This window comes from Thermoleptolyngbya sp. PKUAC-SCTB121 (assembly GCF_016919485.1).
Classification (GTDB): domain Bacteria; phylum Cyanobacteriota; class Cyanobacteriia; order Elainellales; family Elainellaceae; genus Thermoleptolyngbya; species Thermoleptolyngbya sichuanensis.
The window spans coordinates 4687664-4701842 of record NZ_CP070366.1; the positions used below are offsets into that span (position 1 = coordinate 4687664).

Sequence of the window (14179 nt, forward strand, 5' to 3'; positions counted from 1 at the left end):
ATGCGAAACGGCAGGCTAACTCCCAACAAACTACGGCGTGGTCGTTGGCGAAGGCGCGGGCGACTCGGTGCCAGCGGGCGACTCGGTGCCAGCAGGCTCACTGCCACCACCACAAGCGCCCAGCATTGCTGCCAAACCCAGCGTGCAGACCAAAGCAACTAGCTTCTTGTACATTCGTAGCTCCTCATTCGTAGGGGTTTAAGTGTGTAGAAAAACATCCGAGAGGCTCGGAAGCAAAGCACTGTCTGCGTTTCAGACAGTCGCACTTTACCGCAGGTGAATGAACAAAAATGAACCAAATCAGTTTTATCAGATCCCGTGAACAATGTGTCTCAGCCAACAATCAGAGGTTTTAATCGGTCGCAGGGCATAGCTTTGAGTTGCCCCGTCACTTGAATATTTCAGGTGAATATTTCAGGCTGTCTTGGCTGGATCTATTCCAGCCCGTTTTGGGAACGCTGAAGGCAGTCGCTGGCAACCGAATGACCCAAAGCGACCCACATTCAAGTTCTGCCTCAAGCTGTTTCGGTCTGGCCAGCCATCCTCCAGCAAACAAGCTTTAGAAAATGGCGAAAACGGTTCCAGACCTTCCCAGCTTGCATAAGATGTAAGGCAGATATCAGGTATCGCTTCCTTCACGAGTTCCCTGGACAGCATGGCACGGACGGGTGGATCATCGCGCACAAACCCAGCAAAGAAATCCCGGCTTCCCTCCGGGCGGACGCTGCTGCAATGGCTCAACCTGCGGCCAGAGGAAAGCGAGCGCACCTTTTTGATGTTTGCCTTCTACACCGCCACGTCGATTGGCGTGCTGTGGCTGGAGGTCAGCATTGCCGCCCTATTTTTGGATGAATATGGCGCAAACTCGCTGCCCTGGATCTACATCGTCAGCGCAGGCATTGGCACGGTTCTGGGCTTCTTTTACTCGCTGCTGCAAAAGTTTCTGCCGCTGCGCCAGGTGATTGTGGTGATCGCGGTGCTGATGGCGCTGCCGCTGCCGCTGTTTCGGCTGGGGCTGGCGATGCCGCTGATGATGGGCTACAGCGTGTTTCTGATGCGGCTGTGGATGGAGGCGATTTACGTACTCAATGAGCTGACGACCTCGATCACTGCCAACCAGTTGTTCAACATTCGCGAAATCAAGCGAGCCTATCCCATGATTAGCAGCGGTGTGCTGCTGGCAGATGTGCTGAGCGGGCTGTCGCTGCCTGTGCTGCGATCGCTCGTAGGGCTAAATAACGTCGTGCTGCTAGCGGGGGCCATGCTGATGATCGGGGCAGGCATTCTCTATCGCCTCAGCCGCTCCTACAGCCAATTCTTCCCCGATTCGCCCCGGAGACTGCTGCAAGAACGCCAGCCCGACTTCACCACGCGCCGACTGCGGCGACCGCTCCAGCGGTATGTGGTTTTGCTGGTGGCGTTTTTTGTGATGGCGCAGGTGCTGTGGCTGCTGCTGGATTTTCAATATCTGGCGCAGCTAGAGCGACGGGTCAGCGGCGAGCAGCTTGCCGACTTTTTGGCCTTTTTCAGCGCAATTTTGGGGACGTTTGAACTGCTGGTGCAGTGGTTTGTCTCCAGTCGGGCGATCGAGCGGCTGGGCGTGTTTGTGGTGACGATGGCCCTGCCTGCACTGATCTTCATCATCAGCCTGGTGTCGATGATGGGCTGGCTCAGCCTGTTTGTCGGCATGGTGATTTTGAAATTTGCCGATGAACTGCTGCGCTATACCGTGCTGGCCAGTACCGGCCCAATTCTGTTTCAGCCTGTGCCGGACAACGTTCGTAGCCGCGTACAGTCCATCGTGCGGGGCATTGCCGAGCCGTTTTCCTCTGGGCTGACGGGCGCGGGTATGTTGACGACGCTGTGGCTGTGCCAACACGTCTTCAGGGGCAGCGACCCGGCCGCGCTGCAAGATGCCGAAAGCCTGGTGTTCATGTTCCAGATTATGCTGTGCGGGGCGCTGTGGTTTGTGACGGTGTGGCTGCTGCGATCGCGCTACGTCGATTTGCTCGTCATCAGTGCTGACCGGGGCGAACTCAGCCTGTCCGATGTGGATCTGCGGACATTTAAGCGGGCGGTAATCGAGGCGCTGGGCAAGGGAACCGATGCCGACAAGCAATCTTGCATTGAACTGCTCAGCCATATCGACCCGAAAGGCGTGGGCGAGGTGCTGGCTCCCATGTTGTATGACTTTTCGCCCGCGCTCCAGCGCCAGAGCCTGCTGGTGATGACGGAAAACCCCAACCCGCTGTTTTTGCCACTGGTGCGATCGCTCATCGAACAACCATTGCCGCCTGATGTGCTTTCCATCGCCCTGCGCTATATCTGGCTGACTGACCCCGACCCCGATATCGAGCGGCTACGCCCCTACCTCAACCCGTCGGCTGATCCCGAAGTGCGGGGCACGGCGGCTTCCCTGATGCTGCGGCGGGGCACACTCGAACAGCGGGCCGAAGCTACCGACACGCTGCGGCGAATGCTGACCCACAAGCGCGAACGAGAGCGGGTGATGGGCTGTCGGGCGTTGGGTGAGGCGCTGTACCTGCAAGCCTTGCGAATCTACATCGAGCCATTGCTGCGGGACGAGTCGCTGCGGGTGCGCTGTGCCCTGCTAGAGGCGATCGCCGCCACCCGCACCGAAGAATACTACCCCTCGCTGCTGCGGGCGCTGCAATTCAAATCGACCCGCGAAGCCGCCATGCAGGCGCTGACTCGCCTGGGCGACGATGCAATTCCGCTGCTGATAGCGCTGGGTAAAGATATCTACAAACCCGAAATCATTCGCGCTTGCGCCTGGAAAACGCTGGGGCGCATTGGCACGCCCGACGCGGTTCGCGCCCTGGTTCGCAACCTGGAAACCGCCTGGGGGCCCAGCCGCCGCACCATTCTACGAACCCTCTTAAAAATTCCTAACGAAATTGGCATTGATGCAGCAGCCGACGAATTGGGGCGGAGTGGCGTAGAGGAATTGATCAACCTGGAGCTAATGCTGATTGGGCAGGTCTATGCCTGTCTACTGGATTTGCCGCCGGAGCGGGTGCCGGGGCAAACCGCCGACCTGCTGCGCCGCGCCCTCAGCGATTTGCAAGACGATGCCCGCCAGCGCCTCTTTTTGCTAATGCGGCTGCTGTATCCCTCCAGCGCAATTCAGGCCGCCGCGTTTAACCTGCAATCCCATTCTTCGGAAAGCGTGGCGCGGGGGCTGGAAATTCTGGATAACACGCTCGATATCCAGAGCAAGCGGGCGCTGCTAAGCATTCTCGATAGCCGCCCCGATTTGGAAAAGCTGGAAAGCCTAGATGAGTTTGTGGACTATCAGCCCCTATCGCCGAGCGATCGCCTGCGATACCTGCTGGATTTGCGCCATTTTCTGTCCGATTGGGCCCTAGCTTGTGGTGTCCACGTTGCCCGTGAAAACCGCTGGAGCCTCACACCCGCTCAGATTATTGCCTGTCTGCAACATCCCACAGGGTTTGTGCGGGAGGCAGCAGTGGCCTATTTAGAAGTCGCTTCGCCGCGCACGCTGCGGGAGTTGCTACCCATGCTCCGCCGCGACCCCAATCGACTCGTCGCTGCCCAGGTCGAGCAACTGTTACACAAGTACAGCGCGGTTTCCACTCACAACGGCAACGGCAAGGTTCTCACCCATCCTGCAAAACTGCCCGACCCACCGCCGCGTTTCAACCCACCCCGCCCGCCAGACCTGCCGATGGGCTGGGAGCCGACTTGACCGTTTCCAGGCAAAACTCGATTCGCAAACTGATTAGGCTCGGTGAGTCTAGCAAGTTTGAGTTCAGCAAATTTAGCGAGTTCAACCTTGGTTCCATGCGGTTCAATAGACGTTCATGGTTCTTTCCTTCCTGGGTTTTTAATGTTCACGGCCCTTCAATGAACGACTCGACTAGCGAGCCATCAAGCTGGCTCCGGCTGTAAATTTTCCTTTCGGTCGTGATTCAGCGAAATTTCTGGACAAAAGATGAATAGAATTCTCTGCATGGGCAACCTACGGATGGAACAGACAACACGCAGGGACTCACGCGCTGAGGACTGGGCATTTGGGAGCGGATGCTACAGGCTTTGGGTCGGGGTAGGGTTCACATTGGTATGCTGACGAGCGTTGATCGCCTTCTATTTGTGCGCGGTGTCCCCATTTTCAAAGAACTGCGGGACGACTTTTTGGTGCGCCTCGCTTCCATCATGGACGAGCAAGAATTTCCGCCGCAGCACACAATTGTCAGCCAGGGACAGGAGGGGCGATCGCTCTATATTTTGGTGAAAGGTAGTGTGCGCGTCCATGCGGACAACCAGGAAATTGCCCGGCTCGACAAGGGCGCGTGCTTCGGGGAAATGTCGGTGTTTGACGCGGAGCCGCGTTCTGCCTCTGTCACGACCATCGACCGCTGCGAGTGCCTGACGTTAACCCAGCAGCAGCTTTATGAGGCAATCGAAGAAACCCCCAGTATTGCTGTCAACATCATTCGTCTGCTGTCGCGCCGCATCCGCGAACAAAACCAGAAAATTAACAAACTCCAAAACGGCAATATCAACCGTCGCCTGTCTGATGGAATCTATCAAAAACTGACTGGTGTTTGAGTTGGGACACGGCACGAGGAGGCTGAGGGACGAGGTTAAGGGCGAGCGGACTGGCTAGATGACCCGGCTAGATTGGGCACTGACATACTTGAGACAGCAACCTTACTGCCCTCATCCCCCAACCCCTTCTCCCAAGCGGGGAGAAGGGGAGTCAGACATAGGTTTGAAGTCCCTCTCCCGCTCTGGGAGAGGGACTTAGGGTGAGGGCTGAAGTTTCTGCGTGAAGTATATTTAGTGCCCTAGATTGTCTAGATGACTTGCCTAGATTACAAAGTTCAGTGTGCTGAAGCTGGCGATCGACGTGTTGTTGATCTGGGCGATCGCCACGAAGTCTTTACCTTCGCCCGCACCATCTGAGTCGATCAGCACCTGAGTTGCAGTGCCCGCCTGCGCCAGCTTGACAAACTCCCGCAGCCGCTGGAACGGCGTGCCGCCTCCGCCAAACGCGGGCTGTTTGAAAATGCCCCGCAGGTCAATCACATCCAGTTGGCTAAGAGCTAATTTGTAAAGGAGCCTGAAAGCCTTGTTAATCAAGGATTTCCGAGAAACCGCTTTTCCTGGGCAAACATGACCTCAAAGCCACACATGCCAAGAGTTTCAGGCTTCTTAAGATTTGCTTCATAAATTAGCTCTAAAGCCCAGAATCGTGTCGATGCCTTCGTTGAGGCTATTGAATACGTACATATTCTTGCCGCCGCCCGCCAGCGTGTCATTTCCCAGCCCACCAATCAGCACGTCGTCGCCGGCCTGCCCAAACAGGCGATCGTCGCCTACGCCCCCTACAAGCTGGTCGCCGCCATTGCCGCCGCGCAGCACATCATTTCCTGCGCCGCCGCTGACTAAATCGTTGCCGCCCAAGGCCTTGACGGTATCGTTGCTGCCGCGAGCCAGAATCCGATCGCTCTTATTGGTTCCCTTGAGGCGATCGGCACGGTTTGTCCCGTTGATCCGCTGCGGCCGCCTGCCCAATTGGAACAGGACGGGCGCGCCCAACTCCCCATTTGGCGCGGGGGGAATATCCTCAGGCTGAGGGAATCTCAAGTCGTCGAAAGCCATTTGCCAGGTGTCGAAGGCGGCCTGTGCCAGCGGGTTGCCCGCCAGATCGCTGATGTCGTTGATATCCAGCGTCAGTTGATAGCGACCTGTTCGACCCGTGGAAAACTGTAGCCCGCGCAGGATAAAGGTCTAGTTGTTGATGGTGGACAGCATTGCGCCCACCAGCGGGGCGATCGCCCCATGAAACTGAGCGGCTCTTAAAAATTAGAATTGGCAGGAGTCATCAACAGGGAAAAACCTTTACACGGTCTGATCTGTGAAGCAGTTCCTTACATCTCGGCATAAGCCAAGGCACTCTACAGATTTACCGAAATCACTGCCAATTCATACTGTCTAGAATGGCAGGGGCGATCGCCCTTTTTCTAGCAAAAACCCTTAGCTTTTACAAAGCCTTTAGATTTTTGAGAAAAAGTATGCGGCTTCTGACTTTTCTCGAAAACTATCCGGATTTTCTGAATGCGATAGGATTCACGCAGTGAGACGGTTTCTCACGGGCTGCACCCGTGAGAAATCATCCAAAATCCAGAAAACTTATCGCAAGTGTGTCAGTCCCGTACTAGAAGTCGAAATAAATGTAAGGCGGGCTTTCGTTGGGGGCCAGCAGCCAGGCCGCGAACAGGCAGAGGGGAACCAGCAGCAGCTTGACGGGCCAGTTGAGCCGCAGCTTTAGCCAGCGGTTGACCGTATACACCAGCGTCATGCCGCCGAAAAGCGCCAGCAGCAGGAGCGAAAGATGGAGGCGATCGCTCTGAAACGTCTCAACATAAATCTTTTGGGCAAACTGCACGTCGGCGGGGTGTCCCCACAGCCGCTGCACCACCAGCAGTGAATCTTGCAGGTTGGGCAACCGGAAAAAGATCCAGGCAAACAAGACGGAAGCCTGTGTCAGCCCCCAGCCCAGCAGCGTTCCCGGTACGCTTTTCCAGCCTGCCCTCAGCCAGCCCCACCGCTCGCTCAGCGCGTCCGTCAGGCGATGCACCACCAAGAACAGTCCGTGCAGCGCTCCCCAGACAATGAAGCCCCAGCCCGCGTCGTGCCAGAGTCCGGCGATAATCATCACCACCATCAGGTTGAGGCAGGTTCGCACCAGGCCTTGGCGGGAACCCCCCAGCGGAAAATACAGATAGTTGCGGAGCCAGTCGCCCAGCGTCATGTGCCAGCGTCGCCAAAAGTCCGCAATGCTAGCGCTGAAGTAGGGAAAGTTGAAGTTTTGCGGCAGGGTGATGCCCAGCAGCGCAGAAAGGCCCCGCGCCACATCGACATAGCCGCTGAAGTCGAAATAAAGCTGGAACCCGTAGGCGGCGATCGCCAGCCACAGGTCGCCGCTGCCCGCCCGCGCTATGTTGTCGAAGCTAAGATTTACCAGCGTAGCCAAATGGTCGGCAATCAGCAGCTTTTTCACTGCGCCACAGGCAATGAGCCACAGACCCTCAGCAATTTGGGGCGTAGTCAGCGACGGCTGGGCCTGAAACTGCGCCGCCAGCGGGTGAAACCGGGTAATTGGGCCCGACAGCAGCTTGGGGAAATATAGCTTGTAGGCTGAAAACTTGAGCCAGTCGAAGGTAGCAGGCGCACCGCGATACACGTCCACCAGGTAAGCAATGCACTCAAAGCAAAAGTAGCTGATGCCCAGCGGCGCGATGAGGGTTTGCCCAAGGGTGGCCGCCCCCGTCGTCAGCGCAGGCAGCTTGAGCCAGTTGCCCAGCACCGCCCCAAAAAACGGAATGTACTTGAACCCCAGCAGCAGCAGCACATTCAGCCCAATGCCAACGATCAGCAGCCGCAGCCGCCGACGGTTCCAGTCGTGCTGGGCAAACTGCCAGTTTTCGTTCTCGATCCGCCAGTCGATGGGCGCACTCAGCCCGATGCCGATGCGATAGGTCATGATCATCATCACTAGCAGCAGCGGCACGTATTGAAATTGCAGCGAGCTATAGAACACCAGGCTGGCAGCCAGCAGCACCCACAGTTTGAGCGATCGCCCTGGCGCTGACCAATACAGCCCCAGCACGCTGAGGAAAAACAGCCCAAAGAGAATCGAGAGCAAAGTCATGGCGGCGGGATTCGTTTCAAGGGGCAGATTGCGAGTTACCAACCGAAACTCGGCGGGAGGGGATGCTTTGATCCCCCCTGACCCTCCTTAAACCAGGGGGGAACTGAACCCAGAATGACCCGAAGCAGGCAGAACTGGATCGAAAGTCCCCCTTCTTAAGGGGGATTTAGGGGGATCGGTTCGGGTGCGAGGCTTCTGGAAATCCCCCTTACCCCACTCAAATAAGGGGGGAGAACTGAATCCAGAATGACCCGAAGCAGGCAGAACTGGATCGAAAGTCCCCCTTCTTAAGGGGGATTTAGGGGGATCGGTTCGGGTGCGAGGCTTCTGGAAATCCCCCTTACCCCACTCAAATAAGGGGGGAGAACTGAACCCAGAATGACCCGAAGCAGGCAGAACTGGATCGAAAGTCCCCCTTCTTAAAGGGGATTTGGGGGGATCGTTCAAAGCCTGACGCAAACAATCGAGATGTGGGTTCACAGTAGCCCCAAGGGAGAGGGACTGCCGATCCGGTTCCCATTCTCCTTTGGGAGGAGGGCTGGGGGATGAGGGCGACTTGGAACACCAAATCACAAAATCAAATGTTGCCAAGCTAATTTAAGACTCTAAGTTAAGACACTTATTTGGAACACTCATTTGGAACACTTAACTGTATCTCAGGTTTGCAAGATCAGACGCAGTTTTTGAACAAGCGCCCCCACATCTAGCGTGTGGGTTCATCTAGGGTGGGGATTTTGCAGCAGCGATTTCCATGAGCGTCACTTCCCACACCAAGCGCGGCTGCACATAGCCCAGCAGGTGACGGCGGGCAGTTTCCAGGCGTTCCAGGTGGATGGCGGGCTGCTGCGATCGCCAGTAGGCTTGCTGCACGTAGTCCACCAGCCAAAGCTGGGCTTCCAGGTCTAGCGCCTGATCGATCTGGCGGGCCAGTTCCAGCGCGGCACGGAGGGACGTGGGCACCTGAAGCGCGGCGTGCAGCAGATCCGGCGGAACCGACTGGCGTTGTTGCCACTGGGCGATCGCCTCACCGGGGCTGCCCTGGGCCAGCGCCAGCAGGTCTGGATGCTGCAAAATCTCATCGTGCCCCAGGTGTCGCAAAACGGTGGCTAAATCGTCGGTGCTGAGGCGGCGAAAGGGAATCCGTTGGCAGCGCGAGACGAGTGTGGGCAGAAGTGACTCCACGCTGGGCGCAATCAGGATCAGCGTGGCGCGGCCGGGTTCTTCCAGGGTTTTTAGCAGGGCATTGGCAGCGGCTTCGGCCATGGTGTGGGCATCGTCCACCACGACGACGGCGCGGGGCGCTTCCAGCGGCGGACGACTGAGAAAAGTGGCGATCTCCCGAATTTGCTCTAGCCGAATCTGCGGGGGCGATCGCCGCTTGATGCCCTGTTCCGCTGCCTCGGCCGCCGACAGCCGCTTGCCCTGGTGTAGATAGGTTGGCTCTATCCAGAGAAAATCGGGATGGTTGTGCTGGGTGATGCGCTGCTGGCGGGCGGCTGAAAATGGCTCCTGAAAATGATGCGCCAGCAGCCGCTCGGCAAAGCCCAGAGCCGCCAGACTGCGCCCCACGCCTGCTGGCCCAGCAAACAGATAGCCCGGCGCAATGCGATCGCGCTGGAGGGCGCTCTGCAATAGCTCGATGGCCTGCGGCTGGCCGACGAGATTTGCAAATGCCCTGGTTGTAGTACCAGTTGGATCAACGGAACCCGTTAGGGGCTGCACCATTGGGCGATCGCCTCTTGCAAAATCTGCTGCACGTCCTGAAACACCTCGTCGGCACTGCGGTTTGCGTCCACCCGCCGAATTCGCTGGGGATACGCCGCTGCCAGTTCACAAAATCCCTGCCGCACCCGCTGATGAAACTCGACCTGGTTTTGTTCCATGCGGTCGGCGCTGCCCCGCCGCTGGGCCCGGCTGAGGCCCGTGGTCACGTCTACATCCAGCCACAGCGTTAAATCCGGCTCCAGCCCGCCCGTGGCAATCTGGTTAAGCTGGTGAATCAGCGCCAAATCTAGCCCGCGCCCATAGCCCTGATAGGCCACGGTAGAATCCGTAAAGCGATCGCACAGCACCAGCGCCCCCCGCCGCAACGCCGGCCGCAAAAATCCCTCCACATGCTGCGCCCGATCGGCCGCAAACAGCAGCAGTTCTGCCCGATCCTGCGTTGGCTCTGCCAGATCGGGATGCAACAGCAGTTTCCGAATCTGCTGCCCCAGTTCTGTGCCTCCTGGCTCTCGCGTTTTTACAACCGTAAAGGAACTGCCATCAAACTGGTTCATGAGCCAATCGTGCGATCGCCCCAGTTGTGTCGTTTTGCCGCTGCCTTCGCCACCTTCAAATACAATGAGCATCCCTTTGTTAGGTAGAGGAGAGGGCTGTGATTTCAGCAAATCTAGTAAATTTTGCATTGATCAAGGAATACTTTTCACCTGATTTCATCTGAAACTGGGCGACGCGGCAGCAGCGCTCAAATCAGAGACAAAAAGTTGCTGAATTCTGTACAGCAAAACCATTTTGTTCAGAAAGGGGCATGGTAGAATGCGCCAATAATTCGTTATGTTAATTTCTTTATCAACAGCCGCCGCACTCGGCACAGTCTGCTGCTCACTGCGTCTAGCGTCAGGGCATTGCGTTCTGGATTGTCCGGTAAAGTGTAACGTTCCGCAAGTCCTGCTAGGCGACTGCCCTTGCTGTCGTTTGACGGTTGACCGAATGAGTTTGCTATCATTTTTTAATTGCACTTGCGTGTCCGAGGTTACTATGGCTCGCTATACCCAGTTGTTCACGATTGCAACGCCGCTCGATCGCTTTCGGCAGTTGCTGGAGGACGTGCTCCAATCCTGCAACTGCGCGGTGATCTACGACGGTGAGGACTACATGGTGGCCCGCGAGAAACCCGGTGGCGTTACCTATGCCCAACTCGTTACGGTGGAGGTGCTGATCGATAAAACGGCGATCGCCACCCCCAAGGACGAAGTCCGCATGAATGTGGTAGTCAAAAACGAAGAACTGCCGCTCAAAAGCGATAATCACTGCTGGCGCATGTTTAGCTTGGTGAACCGTGCCGTTGCCGAGAATAATCACTGGAATCTGCTGAGCAGCACGGCGGGGTAAGGTTTGGCAACGATCCTGCGAGATCTGAGCTATCGCCATCAGTGGCTCTACGACAGCATTTCCCGTCTGGCGGCCGTGGCAGTGGGCGGCGAGGGCCGGTTTCGGCAGCTTGCGCTGGCGGGGCTAACTTTTGACAAAAGCACGCAGGTTCTCGATCTCTGCTGTGGTAGCGGGCAGACGACTCGATTTCTCCTAGAGCGATTTCCGCAGTCCGCTGATGAGCAAGCTCTGCCGGTTACCGGGCTGGATGCGTCTCCACTGTCCATTCGCCGCGCCCAGCAGAATGTTCCCCAGGCAACCTTCGTAGAGGCCTGGGCAGAAGACATGCCCTTTCCCGATGCTCAGTTTGACTTTGTTCACACCAGCGCCGCCCTGCACGAAATGCAGCCCGACCAACTTCGGCAAATCCTCAAAGAATGCTATCGCGTGCTAAAACCCGGTGGCATTTTTGCAGCCATTGATGTGCATAAGCCAACAAATCCGCTCTACATGCCGGGTCTAGCCGTCTTTTTCTGGCTATTTGAAACCGAAACCGCCTGGCAATTCATTCAAACCGATCTGCCCCAACTGCTGTCAGAGGTGGGCTTCCAGACGGTCACTCAGACGCTCCATGCAGGTGGGAGTTTGCAGGTTTTGCGGGGCGTGAAGCGCGGAGGCGGTTCGGAGTAAGAACGAAGAACGAAAAACGAAGAACGAAAAACGAAAAACGAAACTTCTTCTCTCTTCGTTCTTCTGTTTTCGTTCTTCCCTCTTCCCCTTCGCACACCGATCGCTCCCAAACCATGCCCTACGACGATCTGTTTCAGCAAATTTCCGATCTCGTCATGTGCCACTCGCCGAGCGGGGTAGAGGGCGAGGTGGATGCGTATTTGCTGGAGCGGTTTCGGGGGCTGGGCCTGGAGGCGTGGCTGGATGAAGCGGGCAATGCGATCGCCAAGATTCCGGGCCGCAACTCTGGAAAACAACCGGACGATGCGGCGCGTCCGGGGATTGCGATTACTGGCCACAAGGACGAAATTGGCGGCATTGTGAAATCGATCGGCGAGGCGGGGCGCGTGCAGGTGCGAAAGCTGGGCGGGGCGTTTCCCTGGGTCTATGGCGAGGGCGTGGTGGACTTGCTGGGCGATCGCACGACGCTGAGCGGCATCCTGAGCTTTGGGTCGCGCCATGTCTCGCACGAGTCGCCCCAAAAGGCGCAGCAAGAGGATCAGCCCGTGCGCTGGGAAGATGCCTGGGTCGAAACCAAGTGCAGCTTGCAGGAGTTGGAGGCAGCGGGTATTCGTCCGGGTACGCGCATGGTCGTGGGCAAGCACCGCAAGCGCCCTTTTCGGCTGGGCGACTATATCGCCAGCTATACGCTGGATAACAAAGCCTCGGTCGCCATTTTGCTAGAGCTAGCCAGGGTGCTGAAGGAACCCGCCCTGGACACCTATTTGGTCGCCTCTGCCAAAGAAGAAGTGGGCGCGGTCGGGGCGCTCTATTTCAGCCGGAATCGATCGCTGGCAGCGCTGATTGCCCTGGAGATTTGCCCGCTGTCTTCGGAATACCCGATCGCCGATGGAGAAGCGCCAGTGCTACTGTCGCAAGACGGCTACGGTCTCTACGACGAAGGGCTGAACCAGGAATTGCGCCAGTCCGCAGAGCAGGCGGGCGTTCCGCTCCAGCTTGCCGCCATCAGCGGATTTGGCAGCGATGCCTCAATTGCCATGAAAATGGGGCACGCCGCCCGCGCTGCCTGCCTCAGCTTTCCTACCCAAAACACGCACGGCTATGAGATTGCTCACTTGGGGGCGATCGCCAACTGTGTTCCCGTTTTGCAAGCCTACTGCGAGACAGACTGGCCATGAGGTGCTGCAAAAGGCGCTGCAAAGGCAGCCTTGGATTAAAGGAGCTTAAGGGAAGTCAAGAATACTCGGCTTTGGTAGACTCAATCGGGCGCAAACTAACGTAACTTGGACATTACTTGACATCAGCAGGTTTTCCACAGATCTTCCACCGCTTTCCCAAAACCCATGACGCAACCCCCTGCCCCCCAAACTGCAATAGCCCCTCCTTCCCCAGATTCAGATGCACCCCCCTCGCCATCGCCAGGATTTCCGCTTCGGCGCTGGCTCAAAAAGCTGCGCGGCGGGCTGGTGTTTGGGATTGGCTATATGCTGTCGCCACTCTCCTGGTGGAATGATCTGGTGTTTAACCTGCCCGTGGCCTATGGGTTTGGGTATGTGGTCAGCCGCTTTGCGCCAGAGACACTAATCCCCTGCACCATCGCCGGATACTGGCTCTCCAACGTGCTGGGCATTTTGATGATGCAGTGGGGAGTGCTAGACGTGGTGCAAAATCAGCCCCAGCCGCGACATCTCAAACGAGAACTGCTGGCCAGCCTGGCAACTTCCACAGTCTATACCGTGGTGATTTTGGCGCTGGTGCAGTTCAACGTGCTGCAACTGCCGGAGCTAATTGCCGACGATGGCTCGATTAACCTGCGGCCGCTGATGAGCTGGTTGGATTCGGTGTGGAGTTAGCGAACACTTCGGGATTGCGGTCGGGATTGCGGGGACTGTCTTGCTGCGATCGCCGCTCTCGTGTGCGGCCCGCTGATGCAGACAAAGCTTATGCAGGCAAAGCTAGTGCAGGCAAAGTTTGTGCAGCCCGCTAGTGCTGTCCAATTGTGCGGTCAGCGCAGGGTTCTGCCTATTGAGAGAGCAAAACCCCCGATCGCATCATCCACCCGCATGAGGGCAGTTTCGGTTGCCAGTGACATCGTAGAAGTAGGGGTGTATTACTCGACTTTTACGTATTGTCTATCGTCTTGGGAGGTCACTGATGACCCGCAACAAGCGCAACCGTTGGCTGGCGATCGCCCTCGTCTCCACGCCATTGCTAATCGCAACCCCTGCACAGGCCGAAAACCCGGATCACGTCCTCCAACTGCTGTCTACCGGAGCCTGTGCCCGCTGCGACCTACAGGGGGCTGATTTGCAAGGGGCCCATCTCATTGGAGCCGACCTGCGCGGAGCCAATTTGCAGAGCGCAAACCTGCAAAGTGCCAATCTGGAAGGGGCGGATCTAGAAGGCGCAAACCTGACCTCGGCAAACCTGACGGATGCCTATGCCACCAACGCCAGCTTTATCAAGGCCAACCTGACCAACGCCAACCTGACCAACGCAACGGTTTTCCACGCCCAAACAACGGGGGCAACGCTGCGAGGCATTAACCTGGCGGGTGCGGAGACTGCGGGCAGCAATCTGAGCGTCGGCGGTGACTAAACCTCTGTTCTCGCAACAAAACGCAGCCCAGCGCCAAACGCGCTGAATCTAACGCGCTAAATCCAACGCGCTGAGCCAAACACGCTGCATCCTAAA

13 protein-coding genes are annotated in these 14179 nt (G+C 57.3%); 7 read left to right on the forward strand and 6 right to left on the reverse strand.

All coding sequences use genetic code 11. The features are described from left to right. Positions 1-30: 30 nt before the first annotated feature. Complete coding sequence (locus JTM80_RS19105) at positions 31-174, reverse strand: hypothetical protein (protein WP_172355351.1); 144 nt, start codon at positions 172-174, stop codon at positions 31-33. 481 nt (positions 175-655) lie between these two features. Between JTM80_RS19105 and JTM80_RS19110 the strand changes: the two genes are divergently transcribed. Beyond that, the gene (locus tag JTM80_RS19110; protein ID WP_205370100.1) at positions 656-3730 is read left to right on the forward strand and encodes a HEAT repeat domain-containing protein; all 3075 of its coding nucleotides are present in this window, start codon (positions 656-658) and stop codon (positions 3728-3730) included. 374 nt (positions 3731-4104) lie between these two features. Then, entirely contained in the window at positions 4105-4593 is a 489-nt protein-coding gene (locus tag JTM80_RS19115; RefSeq protein ID WP_172355350.1) for a Crp/Fnr family transcriptional regulator, read from the forward strand. A gap of 261 nt (positions 4594-4854) precedes the next feature. Here JTM80_RS19115 and JTM80_RS19120 read toward each other — a convergent pair whose 3' ends face one another. The 5 genes from JTM80_RS19120 to tmk form a co-directional block, all read right to left on the reverse strand. Beyond that, on the reverse strand, positions 4855-5073 hold the full coding sequence (locus JTM80_RS19120; protein WP_172355348.1) for a hypothetical protein: 219 nt from the start codon (positions 5071-5073) through the stop codon (positions 4855-4857). 138 nt (positions 5074-5211) lie between these two features. Next, the gene (locus JTM80_RS19125; RefSeq protein WP_172355346.1) at positions 5212-5649 is read right to left on the reverse strand and encodes a calcium-binding protein; all 438 of its coding nucleotides are present in this window, start codon (positions 5647-5649) and stop codon (positions 5212-5214) included. Between the two features lie 556 nt (positions 5650-6205). Then, positions 6206-7702 (reverse strand): MBOAT family protein, encoded by a 1497-nt coding sequence (locus JTM80_RS19130; protein WP_172355344.1) that lies wholly within the window; start codon positions 7700-7702, stop codon positions 6206-6208. 720 nt (positions 7703-8422) lie between these two features. Beyond that, positions 8423-9427: a DNA polymerase III subunit delta' gene (gene holB, locus JTM80_RS19135; RefSeq protein ID WP_172355342.1), complete on the reverse strand. Its 1005-nt coding sequence runs from the start codon at positions 9425-9427 to the stop codon at positions 8423-8425. Then, on the reverse strand, positions 9412-10053 hold the full coding sequence (gene tmk, locus JTM80_RS19140; protein WP_172355340.1) for a dTMP kinase: 642 nt from the start codon (positions 10051-10053) through the stop codon (positions 9412-9414). The genes holB and tmk overlap by 16 nt, the downstream gene beginning before the upstream one ends. 394 nt (positions 10054-10447) lie before the next feature. Here tmk and JTM80_RS19145 point away from each other — a divergent pair, with 394 nt between their 5' ends. The 5 genes from JTM80_RS19145 to JTM80_RS19165 all read left to right on the forward strand — a co-directional run bounded on the left by JTM80_RS19145 (position 10448) and on the right by JTM80_RS19165 (position 14083). Next, positions 10448-10816, forward strand: a complete 369-nt coding sequence (locus JTM80_RS19145) for a hypothetical protein (protein WP_255548816.1) — start codon at positions 10448-10450, stop codon at positions 10814-10816. A gap of 3 nt (positions 10817-10819) precedes the next feature. Further along, positions 10820-11485, forward strand: a complete 666-nt coding sequence (locus JTM80_RS19150) for a class I SAM-dependent methyltransferase (protein WP_172355336.1) — start codon at positions 10820-10822, stop codon at positions 11483-11485. A 113-nt stretch (positions 11486-11598) separates the two neighbouring features. Next, positions 11599-12663, forward strand: a complete 1065-nt coding sequence (locus tag JTM80_RS19155; protein WP_172355334.1) for a M42 family metallopeptidase — start codon at positions 11599-11601, stop codon at positions 12661-12663. A 165-nt stretch (positions 12664-12828) separates the two neighbouring features. Beyond that, the gene (locus tag JTM80_RS19160; RefSeq protein ID WP_225906685.1) at positions 12829-13338 is read left to right on the forward strand and encodes a hypothetical protein; all 510 of its coding nucleotides are present in this window, start codon (positions 12829-12831) and stop codon (positions 13336-13338) included. 301 nt (positions 13339-13639) lie between these two features. Then, the gene (locus tag JTM80_RS19165; RefSeq protein WP_172355332.1) at positions 13640-14083 is read left to right on the forward strand and encodes a pentapeptide repeat-containing protein; all 444 of its coding nucleotides are present in this window, start codon (positions 13640-13642) and stop codon (positions 14081-14083) included. Positions 14084-14179: the final 96 nt, after the last annotated feature.

Excerpts from the sequence above, each read along its gene's own strand:
- JTM80_RS19130 (WP_172355344.1), bottom strand. The coding sequence starts at position 7,702 with ATGACTTTGCTCTCGATTCTCTTTGGGCTGTTTTTCCTCAGCGTGCTG.
- JTM80_RS19165 (WP_172355332.1), top strand. The coding sequence starts at position 13,640 with ATGACCCGCAACAAGCGCAACCGTTGGCTGGCGATCGCCCTCGTCTCC.
- JTM80_RS19125 (WP_172355346.1), bottom strand. The coding sequence starts at position 5,649 with ATGGCTTTCGACGACTTGAGATTCCCTCAGCCTGAGGATATTCCCCCC.
- JTM80_RS19105 (WP_172355351.1), bottom strand. The coding sequence starts at position 174 with ATGTACAAGAAGCTAGTTGCTTTGGTCTGCACGCTGGGTTTGGCAGCA.
- JTM80_RS19160 (WP_225906685.1), top strand. The coding sequence starts at position 12,829 with ATGACGCAACCCCCTGCCCCCCAAACTGCAATAGCCCCTCCTTCCCCA.
- JTM80_RS19115 (WP_172355350.1), top strand. The coding sequence starts at position 4,105 with ATGCTGACGAGCGTTGATCGCCTTCTATTTGTGCGCGGTGTCCCCATT.
- holB (WP_172355342.1), bottom strand. The coding sequence starts at position 9,427 with ATGGTGCAGCCCCTAACGGGTTCCGTTGATCCAACTGGTACTACAACC.
- JTM80_RS19155 (WP_172355334.1), top strand. The coding sequence starts at position 11,599 with ATGCCCTACGACGATCTGTTTCAGCAAATTTCCGATCTCGTCATGTGC.
- tmk (WP_172355340.1), bottom strand. The coding sequence starts at position 10,053 with ATGCTCATTGTATTTGAAGGTGGCGAAGGCAGCGGCAAAACGACACAA.
- JTM80_RS19110 (WP_205370100.1), top strand. The coding sequence starts at position 656 with ATGGCACGGACGGGTGGATCATCGCGCACAAACCCAGCAAAGAAATCC.